General features: G+C 59.9%; 17 protein-coding genes. 11 read left to right on the top strand and 6 right to left on the bottom strand.

Annotated features, from left to right (window positions below):
- Positions 1 to 179: 179 nt before the first annotated feature.
- The 8 genes from HX855_RS24670 (at position 180) to HX855_RS24635 (ending at position 10,550) form a co-directional block, all read left to right on the top strand.
- On the top strand, positions 180 to 785 hold the full coding sequence (locus HX855_RS24670) for an RNA polymerase sigma factor (RefSeq protein WP_177089148.1): 606 nt from the start codon (positions 180 to 182) through the stop codon (positions 783 to 785).
- Between the two features lie 519 nt (positions 786 to 1,304).
- The gene (gene tig, locus HX855_RS24665; RefSeq protein WP_177089106.1) at positions 1,305 to 2,615 is read left to right on the top strand and encodes a trigger factor; all 1,311 of its coding nucleotides are present in this window, start codon (positions 1,305 to 1,307) and stop codon (positions 2,613 to 2,615) included.
- A 92-nt stretch (positions 2,616 to 2,707) separates the two neighbouring features.
- Positions 2,708 to 3,343, top strand: coding sequence for an ATP-dependent Clp endopeptidase proteolytic subunit ClpP (clpP, locus tag HX855_RS24660; RefSeq protein ID WP_003174822.1), 636 nt, complete (start codon positions 2,708 to 2,710; stop codon positions 3,341 to 3,343).
- A gap of 112 nt (positions 3,344 to 3,455) precedes the next feature.
- Complete coding sequence (gene clpX / locus HX855_RS24655) at positions 3,456 to 4,739, top strand: ATP-dependent Clp protease ATP-binding subunit ClpX (protein WP_003207856.1); 1,284 nt, start codon at positions 3,456 to 3,458, stop codon at positions 4,737 to 4,739.
- Between the two features lie 151 nt (positions 4,740 to 4,890).
- Positions 4,891 to 7,287: an endopeptidase La gene (gene lon, locus HX855_RS24650; RefSeq protein WP_177089107.1), complete on the top strand. Its 2,397-nt coding sequence runs from the start codon at positions 4,891 to 4,893 to the stop codon at positions 7,285 to 7,287.
- 146 nt (positions 7,288 to 7,433) lie between these two features.
- Positions 7,434 to 7,706: an HU family DNA-binding protein gene (locus HX855_RS24645; protein ID WP_003174819.1), complete on the top strand. Its 273-nt coding sequence runs from the start codon at positions 7,434 to 7,436 to the stop codon at positions 7,704 to 7,706.
- Positions 7,707 to 7,936: 230 nt separating this feature from the next.
- A complete protein-coding gene (locus HX855_RS24640) occupies positions 7,937 to 9,811 on the top strand; it encodes a SurA N-terminal domain-containing protein (protein ID WP_177089108.1) in 1,875 nt (624 codons plus the stop codon).
- A gap of 172 nt (positions 9,812 to 9,983) precedes the next feature.
- Positions 9,984 to 10,550, top strand: coding sequence for an AAA family ATPase (locus tag HX855_RS24635; protein ID WP_177089109.1), 567 nt, complete (start codon positions 9,984 to 9,986; stop codon positions 10,548 to 10,550).
- Between the two features lies 1 nt (position 10,551).
- Here HX855_RS24635 and nhaA read toward each other — a convergent pair whose 3' ends face one another.
- The 3 genes from nhaA to HX855_RS24620 all read right to left on the bottom strand — a co-directional run bounded on the left by nhaA (position 10,552) and on the right by HX855_RS24620 (position 14,613).
- Entirely contained in the window at positions 10,552 to 11,886 is a 1,335-nt protein-coding gene (gene nhaA / locus HX855_RS24630; RefSeq protein WP_177089110.1) for a Na+/H+ antiporter NhaA, read from the bottom strand.
- 112 nt (positions 11,887 to 11,998) lie between these two features.
- A complete protein-coding gene (locus HX855_RS24625) occupies positions 11,999 to 13,327 on the bottom strand; it encodes a chloride channel protein (RefSeq protein ID WP_177089111.1) in 1,329 nt (442 codons plus the stop codon).
- An 89-nt stretch (positions 13,328 to 13,416) separates the two neighbouring features.
- Positions 13,417 to 14,613, bottom strand: coding sequence for an MFS transporter (locus HX855_RS24620; protein WP_177089112.1), 1,197 nt, complete (start codon positions 14,611 to 14,613; stop codon positions 13,417 to 13,419).
- A 127-nt stretch (positions 14,614 to 14,740) separates the two neighbouring features.
- Here HX855_RS24620 and HX855_RS24615 point away from each other — a divergent pair, with 127 nt between their 5' ends.
- Together HX855_RS24615 and HX855_RS24610 are read left to right on the top strand one after the other, a co-directional pair.
- Positions 14,741 to 15,640 (top strand): LysR family transcriptional regulator, encoded by a 900-nt coding sequence (locus tag HX855_RS24615; protein WP_177089113.1) that lies wholly within the window; start codon positions 14,741 to 14,743, stop codon positions 15,638 to 15,640.
- Between the two features lie 89 nt (positions 15,641 to 15,729).
- Positions 15,730 to 16,566: a DUF2242 domain-containing protein gene (locus HX855_RS24610; RefSeq protein WP_177089114.1), complete on the top strand. Its 837-nt coding sequence runs from the start codon at positions 15,730 to 15,732 to the stop codon at positions 16,564 to 16,566.
- Here HX855_RS24610 and aceE read toward each other — a convergent pair whose 3' ends face one another.
- Positions 16,567 to 19,236: a pyruvate dehydrogenase (acetyl-transferring), homodimeric type gene (gene aceE, locus HX855_RS24605; RefSeq protein ID WP_177089115.1), complete on the bottom strand. Its 2,670-nt coding sequence runs from the start codon at positions 19,234 to 19,236 to the stop codon at positions 16,567 to 16,569. It abuts the gene before it with no gap.
- 145 nt (positions 19,237 to 19,381) lie between these two features.
- Here aceE and HX855_RS24600 point away from each other — a divergent pair, with 145 nt between their 5' ends.
- Positions 19,382 to 19,852, top strand: coding sequence for a MarR family winged helix-turn-helix transcriptional regulator (locus tag HX855_RS24600; protein ID WP_177089116.1), 471 nt, complete (start codon positions 19,382 to 19,384; stop codon positions 19,850 to 19,852).
- 145 nt (positions 19,853 to 19,997) lie between these two features.
- Here the strand turns inward: HX855_RS24600 and HX855_RS24595 are convergent, their stop codons facing one another.
- Complete coding sequence (locus HX855_RS24595) at positions 19,998 to 21,017, bottom strand: pyruvate dehydrogenase (protein WP_177089117.1); 1,020 nt, start codon at positions 21,015 to 21,017, stop codon at positions 19,998 to 20,000.
- A gap of 300 nt (positions 21,018 to 21,317) precedes the next feature.
- A complete protein-coding gene (locus HX855_RS24590; RefSeq protein WP_177089118.1) occupies positions 21,318 to 22,352 on the bottom strand; it encodes an AraC family transcriptional regulator in 1,035 nt (344 codons plus the stop codon).
- Positions 22,353 to 22,354 lie beyond the last annotated feature (2 nt).

The raw sequence follows: 22,354 nt of genomic DNA, 5'->3' as shown, positions 1-22,354 counted from the left end.
TCCGTGAAGAACCTTTTTTTTTGCGCTGTTTTTTATCTCCTCGATTAAGTCGCGGGCCTGCTGCATCCGAAACCTGACGTGATGCGTATCTATCTGCGGGGGATGGTCTTGCGTAGGCCCGGGCCCCTTCATCCGTCGAGGGCGAATAAATGAGCGCGCTACAGCAGAATGAAAGCCGGTTGGGTGCCAGGGATGATGCGCAGTTGGTCAGCCGTCTTCTGCAGGGTGAGCGAATGGCCTATTGCGACCTGGTCAGCACTCACCAAGGGGCGATGCGGGCGGTCGCATCGGCCATCGCCGGGCATCGGCATGTCGATGACGTGGTTCAAGATGCGTGGCTGGCGATCGTCAGGGGGCTTGGCGGTTTTCAGGGGCGATCAAGCCTCAAGACCTGGATGTTGACGATTACGGCGAACAAGGCGAAATGCCGGTATGGCCTGAATCGACGGGAAATTTCCCTGGATGATGGGTTTTGTGGTTTTGAAGCCGAGCGTTTTTGTGCGGTCGACGGGCAGTGGCAGGAAGGGTTGTTGAGCTGGCATGAGGACACGCCGGAGGCGCTGGTCAGCGAAGATGAGTTGCGGCAATGCATCGAGCAGGCGTTGCAGGGGCTTTCGGTGCTTCAAAGCAGTGCGTTGGTGCTGCGAGAGCGAGTAGGGCTTGAATTGGAGGAAATTGCCGAGTTGCTGGGGGTTTCCTTATCCAATGCCAGGGTGCTGCTGCATCGCGCGCGTATCCGGGTGTTTGAGGCGATTGAGAAGTACCAGGCCTGCGGGGAACGCTAGTGCCCGCGGCAGGTCAGAAAAAACAAGCATTCTCAATGCCTTGGCGTTAGAATCGTTGCCGGTTTTGAACGCGTAGAGCTGATCCGGCTGCAGAGGGTCAGTGCAGCTATTTAATAGCAGATCACGGCGCAGCACCTGCAAAGGGCTGTGCCGTTTTTGTTTGAGTGCTTTGAGTTTTAAGTGCGGCCGCCAGTTTCGGGCCGCAGGGGCAGGACGCTTCGTCGTATTTATGTTTCTCGATGCTGCTGCTGTGCCCGTCGATCCCGGTTGCGGGGTCGACCGCCAGGTAAGGATTGGCCGCTCCTTCTATATATAGAAGGGTCGGCCCAGAGCCTTGGCGTGATGAGCTGTATTTGCTACCGGGATGAAGTGCATCCGTGCATTTGTACCTATAAATGGCCTGCTGTTTTTTTACCCGTTTTCAGTAGGGTGACTTCTTGAGTTTGACCCACTAGAATGCATGCCCTTGATTCTGGGGTCGGAAACGGCCGGCTAACGTCTGTGCAACGAGGAATATCCATGCAAGTTTCTGTTGAAAATACTTCTGCTCTTGAGCGCCGCATGAGCATCACCGTGCCGGCTGAGCGCATCGAGACTCAGGTCAACAAGCGTCTGCAGCAGACTGCCCAAAAGGCCAAGATTGCCGGCTTCCGTCCGGGCAAGGTGCCAATGAGCGTGATTCGTCAGCGTTATGAAGCTGATGCACGCCAGGAAGCGGTAGGCGATGTCATCCAGTCTTCCTTCTACGAAGCTGTGGTTGAGCAGAAGCTGAACCCGGCCGGCGCTCCTTCGGTTGAGCCGAAAGTGCTGGAAAAAGGCAAGGACCTGGAATACGTCGCCACCTTCGAAGTGTTCCCTGAGTTCACCGTTGCCGGTTTCGAATCCATCGCTATCGAGCGCCTGAGCGCTGACGTAGCCGATTCGGACCTGGACAACATGCTGGAAATCCTGCGCAAGCAGAACACCCGTTTTGAAGTGGCCGATCGTGCTGCCCAGAACGAAGACCAGCTGAACATTGATTTCGTTGGCAAGGTTGACGGCGAAGCATTCGCTGGCGGCTCCGCCAAGGGCACCCAACTGGTGCTGGGTTCCAACCGCATGATCCCTGGCTTCGAAGACGGCCTGGTTGGCGCTAAAGCTGGCGAAGAGCGCGTTCTGAACCTGACGTTCCCGGCTGACTACCAGAACCTGGACCTGGCTGGCAAAGCCGCCGAGTTCACCGTGACGGTCAACACCGTTTCCGAGCCTAAGCTGCCAGAACTGAACGAAGAGTTCTTCAACCAGTTCGGCATCAAGGAAACAGGCATCGAAGGTTTCCGCACCGAAGTTCGCAAGAACATGGAGCGTGAGCTGCGTCAGGCCATCAAGTCCAAGGTCAAGAACCAGGTGATGGACGGTCTGTTGGCTGCCAACCCGATCGAAGTGCCGAAGGCCCTGCTGTCCAACGAAGTTGATCGTCTGCGCGTGCAGGCTGTTCAGCAGTTCGGTGGCAACATCAAGCCTGACCAACTGCCGGCCGAGCTGTTCGAAGAACAAGCCAAGCGCCGCGTTGTACTGGGTCTGATCGTGGCTGAAGTGGTCAAGCAGTTCGACCTCAAGCCTGACGAAACCCGCGTTCGCGAAATGATCCAGGAAATGGCGTCGGCCTACCAGGAGCCTGAGGCTGTTGTGTCCTGGTACTACAAGAACGACCAGCAGCTGAACGAAGTGCGTTCGGTTGTGCTGGAAGAGCAAGTTGTGGATACTGTTCTGCAGAAGGCTAAGGTGACCGATAAAGCGGTCTCTTACGAAGAAGCAGTCAAGCCGGCTGAAGCAGCACAAGCCGACTGATCGCTCAACTCGTTTGAAAATACACCCATAAGCCAGCCTCGCGCTGGCTTATGCGTATTCAAGACATGACTATTTGGGAGTAACTGCAGAGCATGTTCCGTAATTCGTATATTCAGCAGAACTCTGATATCCAGGCCGCTGGCGGCCTGGTCCCGATGGTTGTCGAGCAATCTGCTCGTGGCGAACGCGCCTACGACATCTACTCGCGCCTGCTCAAGGAGCGAGTGATCTTTCTGGTTGGTCCGGTAGAGGACTACATGGCCAACCTGATCTGTGCGCAGCTGCTGTTCCTTGAAGCGGAAAACCCGGACAAGGACATCCATCTCTACATCAACTCCCCGGGCGGTTCGGTGACAGCGGGCATGTCGATCTACGACACCATGCAGTTCATCAAGCCGAACGTATCGACCACCTGTATCGGTCAGGCGTGCAGCATGGGTGCTTTCCTGCTGACCGCTGGTGCTGAGGGCAAGCGTTACTGCCTGCCGAACTCACGTGTGATGATTCACCAGCCACTGGGCGGTTTCCAGGGCCAGGCGTCGGACATCGAAATCCACGCCAAGGAAATCCTCTTCATTCGTGAGCGTCTCAACACGCTGATGGCCAAACATAGCGGGCATACCCTGGAAGAGATCGAGCGCGACACCAACCGCGATAACTTCATGAGCGCCGAAGCCGCACGTGAGTACGGGTTGATCGACGCAGTGATCGAAAAGCGCCCCGCTTAATATAAGCCGCTCAAAATAAGGCTGGTCGGCAGGTCCGACCACCAGTGGGCTTGAAAAAGCCCTCAATAGCCTTCATCTTGTGTTGCAAGCCTATCGGATTTGGATCGAACGAATGACTGACACCCGCAACGGCGAGGACAACGGCAAGCTGCTCTATTGCTCCTTCTGTGGCAAAAGCCAGCATGAAGTACGCAAGTTGATTGCCGGCCCCTCGGTCTTTATCTGCGACGAGTGCGTCGACCTGTGCAATGACATCATCCGTGAGGAGGTGCAGGAAGCCCAGGCCGAAAGCAGCGCGCATAAATTGCCTTCGCCTAAAGAAATCAGCGGCATCCTTGATCAATACGTGATTGGTCAAGAGCGTGCAAAGAAGGTTCTGGCCGTAGCGGTGTACAACCACTACAAGCGTCTGAACCAGCGTGACAAGAAAAGTGACGATGTCGAGCTCGGCAAAAGCAACATCTTGCTGATCGGTCCTACAGGTTCGGGTAAAACCCTGCTTGCAGAAACCCTGGCTCGCCTGCTGAACGTTCCCTTCACCATCGCCGACGCAACCACCCTCACCGAGGCCGGTTATGTAGGTGAAGACGTCGAGAACATCATTCAGAAGCTGCTGCAGAAATGCGATTACGACGTGGAAAAGGCCCAGATGGGCATTGTCTACATCGATGAAATCGACAAGATTTCGCGCAAATCCGACAACCCGTCGATCACCCGGGACGTTTCCGGTGAAGGCGTGCAGCAAGCGTTGTTGAAACTGATCGAAGGCACGGTTGCTTCCGTACCGCCACAAGGCGGCCGCAAGCATCCACAGCAGGAATTCCTTCAGGTTGATACGCGCAACATCCTGTTCATCTGTGGCGGTGCGTTCTCCGGTCTGGAAAAGGTTATTCAAAACCGTTCCACCCGCGGTGGCATTGGTTTCAGTGCAGAAGTACGCAGCAAGGAAGAAGGCAAGAAAGTCGGTGAATCCCTGCGTGAAGTCGAGCCTGACGATTTGGTCAAGTTCGGTCTGATCCCGGAATTCGTTGGCCGTCTGCCGGTCCTGGCGACGTTGGACGAGCTGGATGAGGCTGCGCTGATGCAGATCCTCACCGAGCCGAAAAACGCCCTGACCAAGCAATACGCCAAGCTGTTCGAGATGGAAGGTGTGGACCTCGAGTTCCGTGCTGACGCGCTCAAATCGGTGGCCAAGCGGGCACTGGAGCGCAAGACCGGCGCCCGTGGTTTGCGCTCGATCCTCGAAGGCGTACTGCTCGACACCATGTACGAAATCCCCTCGCAGTCCGAGGTGAGTAAAGTGGTGATCGACGAAAGCGTTATAGAAGGCAAGTCCAAGCCACTGTATATCTACGAAAACAGTGAGCCGGCTGCCAAGGCTGCGCCAGACGCGTAAGCGTTGCACCGCCGAGCTGTACAAAATAAAGGGGCCTTAAGGGGCCCCTTTGTTTTTACTGCGTTTAACTGATGCCATTACGCTTGTTTTTTTTGCAGGCAGCCCCCATCTTGGTTTCAAGCTTACTTTCATCTGTCATAGAGGCGAAATCATGAAGACAACCATCGAATTGCCTCTCCTGCCGTTGCGTGATGTCGTCGTCTATCCGCACATGGTTATCCCGCTGTTCGTGGGGCGCGAGAAGTCTATCGAAGCCCTCGAGGCCGCGATGACGGGCGACAAGCAGATCCTGCTGCTGGCCCAGAGAAATCCTGCTGACGATGATCCGGGCGAAGATGCCCTGTATCGCGTCGGTACCGTTGCAACTGTCCTGCAACTGCTCAAGCTGCCTGATGGCACCGTCAAGGTGCTGGTGGAAGGCGAGCAGCGCGGTGCGGTCGAGCGCTTCATGGAAGTGGACGGCCACCTGCGTGCCGAAGTGGCGCTGATCGACGAAGTCGACGCCCCTGAGCGCGAATCTGAAGTGTTCGTGCGCAGCCTGCTGTCCCAGTTCGAGCAATACGTGCAACTGGGCAAGAAAGTCCCTGCAGAAGTCCTCTCTTCCCTCAACAGCATTGATGAGCCAAGCCGCCTGGTCGACACCATGGCCGCGCACATGGCGCTGAAAATCGAGCAGAAGCAGGACATTCTCGAAATCATCGATTTGTCGGCCCGGGTCGAACACGTCCTGGCGCTGCTGGATGCCGAAATTGACCTGCTGCAGGTTGAGAAGCGCATTCGCGGCCGTGTCAAAAAGCAAATGGAGCGCAGCCAGCGCGAGTACTACCTGAATGAGCAGATGAAGGCCATTCAGAAAGAGCTGGGTGACAGCGAAGAAGGCCATAACGAAATCGAAGAGCTGAAAAAGCGCATCGATGCCGCCGGCCTGCCGAAAGACGCCTTGACCAAAGCCACCGCCGAGCTGAACAAGCTCAAGCAAATGTCGCCGATGTCGGCCGAAGCCACCGTGGTTCGTTCGTATATCGACTGGTTGGTGCAAGTGCCGTGGAAGGCCCAGACCAAGGTTCGACTGGACCTGGCCCGCGCTGAAGACATTCTCGATGCCGATCACTACGGCCTCGAAGAAGTCAAAGAACGCATCCTCGAATACCTCGCCGTGCAAAAGCGCGTGAAGAAGATTCGCGGCCCGGTGTTGTGCCTGGTCGGTCCTCCTGGTGTGGGTAAAACCTCGCTGGCGGAGTCGATTGCCCACGCAACAAACCGTAAATTCGTGCGCATGGCCCTGGGTGGTGTGCGTGACGAGGCGGAAATTCGTGGTCATCGCCGGACTTATATCGGTTCGATGCCAGGAAGATTGATTCAAAAGATGACAAAGGTAGGGGTGCGCAACCCGCTGTTCCTGCTCGATGAAATCGACAAAATGGGCAGCGACATGCGTGGCGATCCAGCCTCTGCCTTGCTGGAAGTACTCGACCCCGAGCAGAACCACAATTTCAACGACCATTACCTGGAAGTCGACTACGACCTCTCCGACGTCATGTTCCTGTGCACCTCCAACTCGATGAATATTCCGCCAGCATTGCTGGACCGGATGGAGGTGATTCGTCTGCCGGGTTACACCGAAGACGAGAAGATCAACATTGCTGTCAAATACCTCTCGCCCAAGCAGATTGCGGCCAACGGCCTGAAGAAAGGCGAGATCGAATTTGAAGCCGACGCGATCCGCGACATCATTCGTTTCTACACCCGCGAGGCCGGTGTACGGGGCCTTGAGCGTCAACTGGCGAAGATCTGCCGCAAGGCCGTGAAGGAACATGCGCTGGAAAAACGCTTCTCGGTGAAGGTCACTGCCGACCTGCTGGAACACTTCCTGGGCGTGCGTAAATTCCGCTACGGCCTGGCTGAGCAGCAGGACCAGGTGGGTCAGGTCACAGGCCTGGCGTGGACCCAGGTGGGCGGCGAATTGCTGACCATCGAGGCCGCCGTGATCCCGGGCAAAGGTCAATTGATCAAGACCGGTTCCCTGGGTGACGTGATGGTCGAGTCCATCACCGCCGCGCAGACCGTGGTGCGCAGCCGCGCCAAGAGCCTGGGGATCCCCCTGGACTTCCACGAGAAGCACGACACCCACATCCACATGCCGGAAGGGGCGACCCCGAAAGACGGCCCTAGCGCAGGCGTAGGCATGTGCACGGCACTGGTATCAGCCCTGACCGGCATTCCGGTGCGCGCCGATGTGGCCATGACCGGGGAAATCACCTTGCGTGGTCAGGTGCTGGCCATTGGTGGCCTTAAAGAGAAATTGCTCGCGGCACACCGTGGTGGTATCAAGACCGTGATCATTCCTGAAGAGAATGTTCGCGACTTGAAGGAGATTCCTGACAATATCAAGCAGGATCTTCAGATTAAACCGGTTAAATGGATTGACGAGGTCCTGCAAATTGCGCTGCAATACGCGCCGGAGCCCTTGCCGGATGTGGCTCCGGAGATAGTTGCAAAGGACGAAAAACGCGAGACTGACTCTAAGGAAAGAATTAGCACGCATTAATACGTTTAAGCCTGGGGGCTTCCTTGACAGCTTTTTAGAGCCCTTGTTATAAAGCGGCTCTTAAGTGTCTGTAGGCCATTCAGCACTGGTTTTTGCTTTCACCAAAAAACTTAGAATCATACTCAATAGATATAAGGGGACTTAGAGTGAACAAGTCGGAACTGATTGATGCTATCGCCGCATCTGCTGATATCCCGAAAGCCGCTGCTGGCCGTGCGCTGGACGCAGTAATCGAATCCGTCACTGGCGCTCTCAAGGCCGGCGACTCTGTGGTACTGGTTGGTTTCGGTACTTTCTCTGTGACCGATCGTCCAGCTCGCACTGGCCGTAACCCACAGACTGGCAAGGCTCTGCAAATCGCCGCTGCCAAAAAGCCAGGCTTCAAAGCCGGTAAAGCCCTGAAAGAAGCCGTTAACTAAGCTTCGCTCAAGCCTTACCCATCCGGGTCGGACGCAGGTCTGACCTGGCAGCGGAGCGGCAGCTGACCCAAGTATCCATCGGGTCGCCACGCCGGGGGTGTGGGTTCAAACCCCCGTCCGCTCCGCCAGTTACGAGAAGGCGCATCCTCGGATGCGCCTTTCTTCTATCCGGACTCTACCCACGCTCCACGGTTGCCTAATTTTGAAGTTCAACCGTTTCTGGGGGACGCATGCTGCAGAATATCAGGGACAATTCACAAGGCTGGATTGCCAAGACCATTATCGGGATCATCGTCGCATTGATGGCGTTCACCGGTATCGAGGCTATTTTTCAGGCTTCGACCAACAACAAGCAGGACGTGGCCAAGGTCAACGGTGAAGAAATCACCCAAAGCGAACTGGGCCAGGCCGTCGACATGCAACGTCGTCAACTGATGCAACAGTTGGGCAAGGACTTCGATGCTTCCTTGCTGGACGAAAAACTGCTGCGCGACGCCGCTCTAAAAAGCCTGATCGATCGCAAGCTGCTGCTGCAAGGCGCGGCCGATTCGAAATTTGCTTTCTCCGAAGCGGCACTGGATCAAGTGATCCTGCAAACACCGGAATTCCAGGTGGATGGCCAGTTCAGCGCTGAGCGTTTTGACCAGGTGATCCGTCAACTGGGCTATACCCGCATGCAATTCCGTCAGATGCTGAGCCAGGAAATGCTGATCGGCCAGGTTCGCGCAGGCATTGCCGGCAGCGGTTTTGTCACCGATGCCGAAGTGCTGGCTTTTGCCCGTCTGGAAAAACAGACCCGCGATTTCGCCACCGTCAGCGTCAAAGCCAACCCGGCAGCGGTGAAACTCACCGACGACGAGGTCAAGGCTTACTACGACCAGCACGCCAAAGAGTTCATGACCCCGGACCAGGTGGTCATCGACTATCTGGAATTGAAGAAGGCTTCCTTCTTCGACCAGGTCACCGTGAAGGACGATGAGCTGCAGGCCCTCTATCAGAAAGAAACCGCCAACCTCGCTGAACAGCGTCGCGCGGCACACATCCTGATTGAAGTGAACGACAAGACCACTGACGCACAGGCCAAGGCCAAGATCGAAGAGATCCAGGCACGCCTGGCCAAGGGTGAGAAGTTCGAAGCCCTGGCGAAAGAGTTCTCCCAGGACCCGGGTTCTGCGAACAACGGCGGTGACCTCGGTTTCGCCGGCCCTGGCGTCTACGACCCGGCCTTTGAAACAGCGCTGTACGCGTTGAACAAGGATCAGGTCTCGGCCCCCGTGCGTTCCAGCTTCGGCTGGCACCTGATCAAGCTGTTGGGCGTTGAAGCACCCGAAGTGCCAACGTTTGCCAGCCTGAAAGACAAGCTGACCCGCGAGCTCAAGACCCAGCAGGTTGAACAGCGTTATGTCGACGCGACCAAGCAACTGGAAGACGCTGCATTCGAAGCTTCCGACCTGGCCCAGCCGGCGTCGGACCTGAAGCTGACCGTGCACACCTCCGCGCCGTTTGGCCGTGAGGGTGGCGAAGGCATCGCTGCAAACCGTGCCGTGGTGACCGCCGCATTCAGCCCTGAAGTACTGAATGAAGGTGCCAACAGCACCGCCATCGAGCTGGATCCGGAAACCATCGTGGTGCTGCGTGCCAAAGAGCACCTGAAGCCAACCCAGCTGCCACTGGAAAGCGTTGCCACGGCCATCCGTGCCCAGTTGACCAAGGAGCGCGCAAGCGCTACGGCGAAGACTCACGCGGACGAGCTGATTGCCAGCCTGCGTGATGGCAAGACACCGCTGAACCAGCCGGTTGATGGCCAGGCCTGGAAAGTCACCGAAGCGGTCACCCGTAGCCAGGAAGGTATCGAGCCTACCGTGTTGCAAGCCCTGTTCCGCATGCCAAAGCCTGCGGCCAAGGACAAGCCGACCTTCACCAGTGTGACCCTGCCAGACGGCAGCCTGATGATCGTGCGGTTGAACGCGGTCAATGAAGCCGCGGCCCCCACCGATGACGAGAAGGCTCAGTACCGCCGCTTCCTCGCCTCCCGTGTCGGCCAGCAAGACTTCGCCGCCTATCGCAAGCAGTTGGAAACCAAGGCTGAGATCAAGAAGTTCTGATCCCGTTAGAGCCTGAATAAAAAGACCCCGGCCTGAAGAGGCCGGGGTTTTTTTTTGTGATCATTCCCACGCTCCGCCTGATCATTCCCACGCTCTGCGTGGGAATGCAGCCAGGGACGCTCCGCGTCCCGCGTTATAGAATATTCAGGTGGGTCGTTCAGGAGACCAAACCATGAGCCAACGGATTTATATCAGCGGCGCCTCGGGGGCAGGGGTGACTACCCTGGGCGGCGCCTTGGCTGACAGGCTTCACCTGCCTCATGTGGATGTCGATGATTACTATTGGTACCCCACCGATCCTCCCTTTGAGCAATCACGCCCGCCAGAAGAGCGGGTCGTGCTGTTGAGTCAAGCGCTGGCAGACTCCCCTTGGGTGCTGTCCGGATCAATGGATGGCTGGGGGGCCGAGGTGATTCAAAACGCTGGCCTGGTGGTATTTATTGAGACGCCAACGGCCCAGCGAATCGAGCGCTTGAAACTCCGCGAGTCACAACGCTTTGGCCCGCGGATTTTGTCGGGCGGCGATATGCATGAGAACCACCAGAAGTTTCTCATCTGGGCCGAGAGCTACGAGGTGGGCAACCGGGCCGGTCGCAGCCGGCCCAGGCATGAGCGTTGGCTCAAGCAGCTGACGACTCCCTTCATTCGACTGAACGGCGAAATCCCGGTCGCAGCCATGGTGACACTGGTCGTCGCCGCGATTTCCGATTTGACTCAACCGCAATCCCCCCGCGATTGAGTCAACGCGCAAACTTGAACTTGCCCCACGTCAGGCCAATCACCGCCGCCAGGGACGAAGCCGTCAGCACGCTCAGCTTGGCGGCGGACAGCAGCGCCGGATCAGAGAAGGCCAGGGATGAGATGAAAATCGACATGGTAAAACCAATCCCCGCCAGCAGGCCTACCAGGGCGACGCCGTTCCAGGTCACGCCCTCCGGCAGTTTGCAGATGTTCAGTTTGACCAGCACCACGCTCGCCAGCATCACACCCAGTGGCTTGCCGAGCACCAGCGCCAGGATGACGCCCATGAACACATTATGGGGCAGCGGGTCGTCCAGGTTGAACCCTTGCAGGCTGACCCCGGCGTTTGCCAGGGCAAACAGCGGCATCACACCAAAGGCAACCCACGGGTGTAGCCCGGCCTGAATGCGTTGCACCGGCGGCAACATTTCCCGTTGGGCCTGCCTCAACTGCTGCAACGGTTTGGCGACCTGATGGGCACTGTCTGTCGATTGCGAGAGCCGGTCCATCAGCTCGTTAAACGTGCGCCCGATGGTGTCCAGGGGACGCTCCCGGGTGGGCCTGGACGTGACAGGCGTGATCAGGCCGAGCATCACCCCGGCGAGGGTAGGATGCACGCCGGTCTTGAGCAGGCCAAACCAGACAATTGCCCCCGGCACCAGGTACACAACGGCCTTGCCGATGCCCATCCGCTGAAAAACCAGCACCAGCGCCAACCCGCAGGCCGCGATCACCAGGCCCATGTAGTCCAGGCTGGCGGTGTAAAAGATCGCAATGATCAGGATGGCGACAATGTCATCAATGATCGCCAACGCCAGCAACAGGATGCGTACCCCAGCCGGAATGGATTTACCCAACAGCGCCAGCACCCCCACGGCAAACGCGATGTCGGTGGCGGTGGGCACCGCCCAACCGCTGGCTGCGGCAGTGCCATGGTTGAGCAGGGTGTAAATCAGCGCCGGCATCAGCACGCCACCCAGTGCCGCGCCCAAGGGCAGGGTGGCCAGCTTCAGGTTGGCGAGTGCGCCGTCCCTGATCTCCTGGCGAATCTCGGCGCCCACCACCAGGAAGAAGATGGTCATCAGCCCGTCGTTTACCAGGAAGTGCAATGAGCGTGAGACGGTGAAGTCCCCCAGCCCGATGGTGAGTGGGGTGTTCCAGAAGTGTTCGTAGGAATCGGCGACGGGGCTGTTGGCCCAGATCAGCGCCACGATGGCCGCCAGCAGCAATACGATGCCGCTGACTGCCTCGATGCGTGAAAACCGCTCCAGCGCCGACAACGCGCCTTCGACCAGAACCTGGGGGCGAGGAATAGCAGGGTGTTTATCAGGCACGACAACTCTCCATTGGCGGCCCGACCAATGCTTATTCTTTAACCTGCGTTGTACCGTATGCAGCAACGCACCCGGTGCGATGATAGGAACCTCGCGGGCAATATGTAAACAATCATGTCGCCGACTTGGCCTTTTCAGCCGCAGCATCGGGGCTGGGAGGGTGTAGAAAGCCGCGCGCCAACTGCTGATACAGCTCAGGGCCCATCCTTGAACTCACGGCTTTGGCCAGCAGTGCAACGGCCATCAGGCTGATCACCATCCCGTGGCTGTCGATCATCTCCATCACGATGATTGCCGAGGTGATCGGGGACTGTGTCACCGCGGCCAGGAACCCCACCATGCACAGGGCGATCATCGGTTGAGTGGCCAGGCCGAACAGGTCGGCGGCGTTGGCACCGACAGCGGCACCGACGGCCAGGGACGGGGCAAAGATGCCGCCGGGAATTCCGGAAAAGTAAGTCACCACCGTCGCCAGAAAGCGCGTGACCGGCGCATGCCAGGGCAGGCCGACATCGGAAACGATGATGTGCGAGGTGATGCCGTAGCCGCTGCCAAACGACATGCCGCCGCTGAGCCAACCCAGAATCGCCACCACCATCCCACAGGCACCGGCGAACCAGACCGGATGAGCGCGGCGCCATTCCCACAGCACAAACCGGTGATGACGCTGAGGCCAAAGCAACATTCGGCTGAACAGGCCACCCAGCAGCCCACAGCCAATGCCGGTGGCCAGCACCGGAATGATGATGTCGAGCTTGATCGCCTGGACGTCGAAGTGGCCGAAGTAGTTGTAGTTTCCCTGCAAGGCAATAGCAACCATCCCCGACAGGATAATGGTGCTGAGCAGAACGCCACTGGTGCGGGTTTCGAGCTTTCGCCCCAGTTCTTCGACCGCAAACGCCACGCCCGCAAGCGGCGTATTGAACGCCGCCGCGATGCCTGCCGCGCCGCCGGCCAGAATCAGGTCTTCGCTGCGGATGATGCGGGCGTTGGGCAGATAGCGGTGAAAGAAATGCATGATGGACGCCGCGACTTGAACCGATGGCCCTTCGCGCCCGGCTGAAAAGCCGCCGGTCAGCGCCAGTGTGCCAAGGCCTATCTTGGCAAAGGCAATTCGCAGCGATACCAGTTTGTTGACGGGCATGCCTTTGTGGGCCAGGCGGGTGGCGGCGATGACCTGCGGAATGCCGCTGCCTTGGGCGCCGGCAAAAAAACGCGTGGTCAGCCACACCACCAGCATGCCCACCAGGGGGGTGTAGATAAACGGCAACCAGGAACGGTCGGCGGTCTGCTGGGCAAATTGTGTCAGTGCCAGGTCGGCCAGCCTGGCGAACATCACGACCAGCAACCCGGCAATCGTAGCGGCCGCCCACAGTGTTACGCGAGTGCGCCAGCGGATGGAGGTAAAGCGACGGCGCAGCAAAATTCTCGGCCTGATCACCTGAGCGAGCCCCCGTTAAGTATTGGCGTGGTAGAGGGGGCAAGACTAACCGGCTACGGGGCGCTGTCCAAATCTCTTTTGCCGGGTGTTCATGAAGAAGTGCCTGTGGCAAGCGCAGGCGCCTTCAACGTCGCGGCCAACGCCAGCAGCAATAGCCCGACGACGGCCCCTGGAAACGAAGCGACTCCCCACCCTTGCAGCAACAGGCCGCCCAGCAGCCCGCCACCGGCGATGCCCAGGTTCCACACCGTTACCAGCATCGACTGTGCGGCATCGGCTGAATCCCCGGCCGACTTGGCCAGCGCCGTTTGCAGCAAAGCCGGCAGGCCGCCAAACGCCAGGCCCCACAACGCCACCGTGGTGTAGATCACGGCCGGGGAGGTGAGCCAGAACGCCAGCGCCAGGGCCGACAGCGCGAACATTCCGCAGCTGATCACCAATAAGGCGCGCAGACGCTGATCAATCAGCGCGCCGACCATCCAGATGCCCAGCAGCGCCGCCACGCCAAACACCAGCAACACCTGGTCGATGTCTGCGGCAATCCCGGCAGGGACCAGAAGCGGGGCAATATAGGTGTAGAGAATGTTATGGGCCAGCACGTAAGTGAAGGTTACGAACAGCACCGGACGAATCCCCGGCAGTGTCAGCACCTGAAGCAGGCCCAGGCGTTTTTGCGCTTGTTGCCCGGCAAAGTCCGGGACTTGCCAGCGCACCCAGGCCAGCAGCACCAGGGTCAGGCCGGTCATGATCGCAAAGCTCAGGCGCCAGCCCACCGTGGTGCCCAGGAATGTCCCGGCAGGTACCCCCAGTGATAGCGCCAACGGCGCGCCGAGCATGGCCACGGCAATCGCCCGGCCCTGCAAGTGTGGCGCGACCATGCGGCTGGCGTACCCGGCCAGCAGCGCCCATAGCAGTCCCGCGAACACCCCGGCGAAGAACCTGGCCACCAGGGTCAACAGGTAGTCGCTGGAAAACGCCGTCACGCTATTGACCAAGGCAAAGCCGCCGATGGCAATCATCAGCAAAGGCCGCCTGCGCCAGCCACGGGTGGCGATGGTCAGGGGAATGGCCGCCAGCAGCGAGCCGAGGGCGTAGACGGTCACCAGTTGGCCCACCAAGGCGTCGGAAACGCCGAGGCCGGCGCCCATCTGCGGCAGCAGGCCCGCCGGCATGGCTTCGGTGAGGATGGTGATGAAGCCGGCGGTGGCCAGTGCCAGCAGACCGGCCAGGGGCAGCCGTTCACGGTTCGCCGCAAGGCGTGGGGACGGTAGGGCGCTGTCGCTCATGGTGCTGGGCTCCGGTTTTCAGAAGAAAGGGCAGGGCGCCAGAGTAGGGTGCTGCGCGGTGGAGAAAAACAGGCTAAGGTTCCGAACTTATCGGACGCCAACGTCCGCAATCCTCGGGAGCGAGACGATGGACAGCCTCGGCAGTATTTCAGTGTTTGTGCAGGTGGCGGAAACCCGCAGCTTTACCGAGGCTGGCCGACTGTTGGGGGTGTCTTCCTCGGCCATTGGCAAAAGCATCGCACGCATCGAAGAACGCCTGGGTGTACGGCTGTTCCACCGCAGCACCCGCAGCATCACGTTGACCAGCGAAGGCGCGCTGTTTCTCGAACGCTCCCGGCGCATCCTGGCCGAGGTCGAGGCCGCAGAACAGGAGCTGAGCCAGGCCTCTGCCACGCCCAGGGGCAAGCTGCGCATCAGCCTGCCGCAAGTGCGCGGCCTGTTGATGCCGGTGCTGACGGATTTCATGCGGGCTTACCCGGAGATCGAACTGGACGTGGACTTTTCCGACCGCATGGTGGACGTGATCGAGGAAGGTTTCGACGCGGTGGTCCGCACCGGCAAGCCCGAGGACTCGCGCTTGATGGCGCGTCACCTCGGGTATTACCGCCTGGTGCTGGTGGCCGCCCCGGAATACCTGCGCCTGCACGGCACGCCGCGCCAGCCCCGGGACTTGAACAACCATGCTTGCCTGCGCCACAAGTTCTGCGCCACCGGCAAGCTGGAAGCCTGGCCACTGCGCCCGGAACCGGGCATGCCGGAGCCGATCCTGCGTGCGCCCTTGGTCTCCACCACCATCGAATCCCTGATGCACGTGGCCCACGAAGGCCTGGGCATTGCCTGCCTGCCAGACTTTATGGTCCGCGAATCGGTAGAACAGGGCCGGTTGCAGCGGGTGCTGGACTATTACCTGGAGCACAGCGGCAGTTTCTGGATGCTCTGGCCATCCAGTCGGCATGCCTCGGCGAAATTACGGGTGTTTATCGACCATATGGGCGAGCGGCTTTTTCCTGCAGACACCGTCCCGTAAGGCTGTGACGTTTTACCGACAGGAATCCGCGCGCCAAGGCCACGTTCTGTTGCACAATACCGCCCTGACCGTTTTCCTCAGGATTTTCAATGTCGACATCATTTCACTTGCGTAGCCTCGGGGTGGCGCTGGTGCTGGCGGGCGCTGCGGGCTGCTCGTCACCCAAGACCGCTATATATGAACATGAGAATTTCGACGACTCCGGTACGTTTTCCCGTGATTACCCGGTCAGCGACACCGCGGCCTGCGAAGCGGCGCGGCGTGCGCTGCTGAGCCAGGGTTACATCATCACCAGCAGCGATCCGAAGCTGGTGGTGGGTAACAAGAGTTTCCAGCAGACCGGCGAGACTCACCTGCAAATCAGTTTCAACGTGGTGTGTGCCGACGATGGCAGTGGTGATCATCACTCAACGATGTTCGCCAACGCCCTGCAGGACCGCTATGCGCTGAAAAAGGTCAACAACTCCGCCAGTTTGGGCGTGGGGGTGTTGGGCTCGGTGTCGATGCCGATTGGCTCCACCGACGATTCGATGGTCAAGGTGGCCAGCGAGACGGTGTCTGCGCCGAAATTCTATGAGCGTTATTTCGCGCTGGTGGATGTTTTCTTGCCCCAGGAAGTGAAAAAGGCTGCGCATATTCCGGAAAAACCCAAGGCTGACCTGGGCATCCCGGAACCGAAGGCGGCTCCGGCGGCCGATAAGGTTGAGGCGCCTAAAGAAGCGCCAAAAGACCTGCCCGCCACACCGGCAGCCCCAGTGACACCGGCGGTTACGCCGGCGGCATCGGAGCCGGTTGTACCGCCGGCAGAACCTGCGCCGATTGCGCCCAAGGAAACCCCGGCCCCAACCCCGGCGCCGGAGGCCACCAACCCGGCGCTGCCGGCGCCGACCGAAGCGATTCCGCCTCTGCCGACGCCTGCGCAGTAACTACACCGCTACGGGGTTGGCCTTGTCGACGTTGATCCCGTAGCGACTGATTGCCTCGCTCACCTTGGCGCGGCTGATCAGCTCGTCATCCGCCAGCGCCTTCAGGGCCGCCAGTGCGATGAAGTAACGGTCCACCTCGAAGAACTCGCGCAAGGTTTCCCGGGTATCCGATTGCCCGAAGCCATCGGTGCCCAGTGCCACAAAGCGCCGGCCCGGCACGAACGGGCGGATCTGGTCGGCAAAGATCTTCATGTAGTCGGTGGCGACCACCACAGGCCCGGCCTGGCCCTCAAGGCACTGCTCTACATAGCTGGTACGGGGTTCGCTTTCCGGGTGCAGCAGGTTCCAGCGCTCCACGGCATGGCCTTCACGGCGCAGCTCGGTCAGGCTGGTGACGCTCCACACGTCGCTGGCCACGGCAAAGTCATCCCGCAACAAGTCCGCCGCGGCGATGACCTCCCGCAGAATCGAACCGCTGCCCATCAGTTGTACCCGTGGTTGCGCGGTGTCTTCAGCCGCCTTCAACCGATACATGCCTTTCAGAATCCCGTCCTCGACGCCCTCGGGCATTGCCGGGTGCGGGTAGTTTTCGTTGAGCAGGGTGATGTAGTAGTAAATGTCCTCTTGCTCGACGTACATCCGGCGCATGCCTTCGCGAATGATCACCGCCAGTTCGAAGGCAAAGGTCGGGTCATAGGAAATGCAGCACGGAATCACTGATGACAGCACATGGCTGTGGCCATCGTCATGTTGCAAGCCTTCGCCCATCAACGTCGTGCGCCCGGCGGTGGCCCCCAGCAGGAAACCCCGCGCCCGCGCATCACCCGCAGCCCAGGCCAGGTCGCCGACCCGCTGGAAGCCGAACATCGAATAGAAGATGTAGAACGGCACCGTCATCAAACCGTGGTTGGCGTAGGACGTACTCGCCGCGATCCATGAAGAAATGGCACCGGACTCATTCAGGCCTTCCTGCATGATCTGCCCGTCCTTGCTTTCCTTGTAGTAGGAAAGCTGGCCCGCATCTTGTGGGGTGTAGAGCTGGCCGACAGCGGAGTGAATGCCGATCTGGCGGAACAGGCTTTCCATGCCGAAGGTGCGGGATTCGTCGGGCACGATGGGCACGATCAGTTTGCCCAGGTTCGGGTCCTTCAGCAGGGTGCCGAGGATGCGCACAAAGGCCATGGTGGTGGAAATCGAGCGCTCGCCGGTGTCCTTGAGCTGGGTGGAAAAGGCTTCCAGCGCCGGGATCTTCAACGACTCGACCGCGCTATGGCGAGCCGGTACGTAACCGCCCAATGATTGACGGCGGGCGGCGAAATAGCGGGCTTCCTCGCTGTCGGTGGTGGGTTTGAGATAGGGGATCTCGGCGAGTTGATCGTCGGCCACGTCCAGCCCGAAGCGATCGCGAAAGGCTTTCACGGCCTCGGCGCCCATCTTTTTCAGCTGGTGGTTGATGTTCTGGCCTTCGCCGGCTTCGCCCATGCCGAAGCCCTTGACGGTTTTCGCCAGGATCACCGTCGGTTGCCCGCTGTGGCGCACGGCGGCGGCATAGGCGTTGTAGACCTTGTCGGGGTCATGGCCACCCCGTGAGAGTTTCCAGATATCGTCGTCGGACATATCTGCCACCAGCGCCAGCAACTCCGGGTACTTGCCGAAGAAGTGTTCCCGCACGTAGGCACCGTTTTGCGACTTGTAATTCTGATAGTCGCCGTCCACGCACTCCATCATGCGTTGGCGCAGCAAACCGCTGTTGTCCTTTTCCAGCAGCGCATCCCAGCCACCGCCCCAGATCACTTTGATCACGTTCCAGCCGGCGGCGCGGTACAGGCTTTCGAATTCCTGGATCACCTTGGCATTGCCGCGCACCGGGCCGTCCAGGCGCTGCAGGTTGCAGTTGACCACGAAGATCAGGTTGTCGAGTTTCTCGCGCCCGGCCAGGGAAATGGCCGCCAGGGATTCCGGCTGGTCCATCTCGCCATCGCCGAGAAACGCCCATACCTTGCGGCCCTGGTGCTGCTTGAGGGCGCGGAATTCCAGGTAGCGCATAAAGCGCGCCTGGTACGCGGCGGTGATCGGCCCGAGGCCCATGGACACCGTAGGAAATTGCCAGAAGTCCGGCATCAGCCGTGGATGCGGATAGGACGACAAACCGTCGCCACCGGCTTCCCGACGGAAATTGTCCAGCTGCGCCTCGCTGATCCGGCCTTCGAGGTACGCACGGCCATAGATGCCCGGCGCCGAGTGGCCCTGGATGTACACCAGGTCGCCGTCGAAGCTGTCGGTGCGGCCACGGAAGAAGTGGTCGAAGCCTACGTCATACAACACTGCAGCCGACGCATAGGTCGCGATATGCCCACCCACGCCGGAATGTTTACCGGCACGCAATACCATGGCCATGGCGTTCCAGCGGATAAACGCATTCAGCCGGCGCTCGGTGGCCAGGTTGCCGGGGTAGGGCAACTGACGGTCCACCGGGATGGTGTTGACGTAAGGCGTGGTCACCCGCCCGTAGAAGTCGCCATGCCGCGCCACGTCGAAATCCAGCAACTGATCGATCAGGTAATGCGCACGCGGGCGGCCTTCGGTGGACAACACCGATTCGATGGACTCCAGCCATTCGCGGGTTTCCTGTGGGTCGTCGTCGAGGCGTACTGCAGTGTTCGGGGTCATGTCAGGCTCCAGGGTGGACGGATTTCAGCGTGTGGGCTCCTTGTGGGAGCTTTGCGAATGTAGTTGCAATTGCAACTACATGGCTGAATCTAGCGCGGGATGAGCTACTATTGCAACCTTCTTGAAATTCCCCGGATGGTGTTGCATGTCGTCGAAAGAGCCTGATGTCTGGTTCCGTTTTGTTCGGGCCCACAGGACGGTCATCCGTGAAATCGAACGGCGCCTGGCCGATGCCGGGTTGCCGCCTTACGCCTGGTACGACGCCTTGTGGGGCCTGGAAAGCGGCCCCGATGGCACCCGGCGCATGCACGAGCTGGCCGATGTGCTGGCCATCGAGCGCTACAACCTGACGCGCCTGGTGGACCGCCTGGAAAAGGACGGCCTGGTGGTGCGTTCACGCTCTGACGGTGACGGGCGGGCCGCTTTTGTCTCGATCACCGAAGAGGGCCGGGTGTTGCGTAAAAAAATGTGGAAAATCTACGAAAGCAGCGTGGATGAATTGTTTTTGTCCCAGCTCGACAGCGAGCAGCGCCGGGGCTTTGCCGAGGCGCTGGAGCGCACCGCGGGGTTGGCGATGGAGGCGGGCGTGCAGACCCGGGCGCGGCGTAAACCCTGAAGCAACCACTCCAGGCGACGCAGATCCAGTGTGGGAGCGGGCTTGCTCGCGAAAGCGGTGGATCAGTCAACCTGTCCAGCGACTGACACACCGTATTCGCGAGCAAGCCCGCTCCCACATTTGATGTGTGATGGATCACAGATCGTCATTTCAGGTGATACCGATGCAGGGCGGTCTCGACCTGTTCTGCATCGATGCGGCCGTCATCCGCCAGTGCCTTCAACGCCAGCGTGGCAATCCAGTAACGACTCGGTGCTGACGCCTCCACCGAGCCTGCACCCAATGCCACAAACCGCCCATCCACGTGCCCCGCCAATTGATCAACAATCGGCTGCGGATAGCCCGTGACCGCGATCACCGGCGTGCCAGCCCCGGCCAGGCACTGCCTTAGATGGCAGCTGCGCTTCGCTAGCAAAGGGTGCAGCCGATTCCAGCGCTGGGCTGCCTGCGCCTCACGGGCCAGGCGTGTGTAGCTGGGGCAGCTCCACAGCTGCACCTCGACCTTCCAATCGGTTTCGAGCAGTTGTGCTGCGTGCACCACCTCGTCAAACGCCCGACCCGCGCCCAGCAGGTGCACGCGCAATTCGCTGGTGTACGCGCGCCGTACCCGGTACATGCCTTTGAGCGCATCTTCACGGTCCAGCGGGCTGAGCCCCGGCCCGTCGTTTTGATCATGCAGCGCCAGGTAGTAAAAGCCCGGCTGGCCCTCGACATACAGCGCCTGCAATCCCGCCAGCACAATCGCCCGGGCTTCCTCGCCGGAGGCCGGGTCATACGGCGTACAGAGGGGATTGCTCGCCAGCCACAAGGGCAGCGAAGGTGAGGCGCGGCTTTTGCTGTCGTTGCACAAGATGGCCCGCTGGCGGACCTCGCTGGACAACGCCCGCAACTGCGCCGATGAAGCCGCCGTGTGCAGGTACAACAGGGGCTTTTCCCCGGTATTGCGCGCAAACCAGGCGGGCCAGCTCACCGCACGGCGAGCGCGCGACTGGCCGCGAATCACCCACGCCTGTCGGCTGGACTCCAGGGTGTTGGCCATGGTCATCACGCTGGACAGGGGCGAGCAGCGGGGCTGCTGCACTGCGTTCAGGGCGTCGATACAGATCAGTGCAGCGCGTTCGGTGCTGGCAGTCATGAGCAGGGTCGCTTGGCTACGGGTGCTCATACCCTAATGGAATGTGGTGCGTGATTGCAATTGCAATGATTGCAATTGCATCTAAAATTCCTTCGGCTAAATCCGCCCAACACTGCTACGTTTAATCTTGAAGTGCAGGAACGTCATGCCCCGGACATTTTTTCGTCATGACGGCACTTTAGGCTGGTTGTGCAGGTCATTAAGCAACCCCTTTTCATAAAACAAGGAGTCAACAATGGACGATTACCAGGAAGAACTGCTCGAGTACCACGCCTTTGAACTGGATCCGCTGGATCCGGCCGATGATGCCACCGAGCTGTAAGACAGACGTCAGGCGGAATGCCGCTGACTGCGGCGAAATTCCCCTGGGGTCTGGCTGTTCCAGCGCTTGAAGGCCCGTTGAAAGGCTTCCGCTGACGCAAAACCGAGCAAATAGGCAATTTCACCGAACGCCAGTTCGGTATCGCGAATGTAAGTCATGGCCAGGTCGCGGCGAGTGTCGTTGAGAATCGCCCGGAACTGCGTCCCTTCTTCCGCCAGCTTGCGCCGCAAGGTCCAGGTCGGCAGTTTCAGACGTGCCGCCACTTCTTCCAGGTCGGGTTCCCGGCCACCATTGAGCATCGGCCCGAGCAACCGGGTAATGCGCTCGCGCAGGCTGCGGGTGCGCGTCAACTGCTCCAATTCCCGTTCACACAACTGCACCAGTAATTGCCAGGTACTCGGGCAATGTTCCGGGTTGCGCAGCGCCAGGGTCTGCTGGCTCAGGCGCAGCTGATTGTGCTCGGCGCCAAACTGGATCGGGCAGTCCCCCAGCACGCTGTAGCGCTCGCTGTAGTCGGGGGCCTGGAACTCGATTTCGATACGTTGCGCCTGCACCGGTTGCAGGCTCAGGCTCGACAATTGGTGCAGCCAGCCGGCGATGATCGAGTCCACCACAAAACGGTTGTAGGCGTTGTAGGGGCTGATGGAATAGAAGCGCAGCCAGGCGCCGTCCGCGTCCTCGTGAAAGCTAGACTGGCCGCGATAGTTGGCGCCGTACAAGGCTTCGAAGCGCGTCAGGGTGCGGGCCGCTTCGCGCACGGTGGGCGCCTGGGCCGCGGTAACACCGGCGAGGCCCGCCTGGCTCAAGCGGCTGAGCTGGCCCATGCGCAGGCCCAGGCCGGGGTCGCCGGTGAGCTGGATGGCAGCGTGGCCCAAGCGCATGTAGCGCGGGATCGACAAGCGGGCGCCGGCCTCGGCCAGGCGCGCCGGGTCCAGGCCGTATTGCAGCAGCAGCGGTTGCGGGTCCAGGCCATGGCTGTGGATGGCATCGGCCAGGGTGTGGACAAAGCCCACCGATAAATCCCCCAGCCGCACCGGCTTCATCG

Origin of the sequence: Pseudomonas sp. IPO3778 (assembly GCF_013386825.1) — a bacterium.
In the GTDB taxonomy this organism is placed as follows: domain Bacteria; phylum Pseudomonadota; class Gammaproteobacteria; order Pseudomonadales; family Pseudomonadaceae; genus Aquipseudomonas.
Note: the sequence above shows the minus strand (reverse complement) of the source record. Positions and strands in the feature narration are given on the sequence as shown.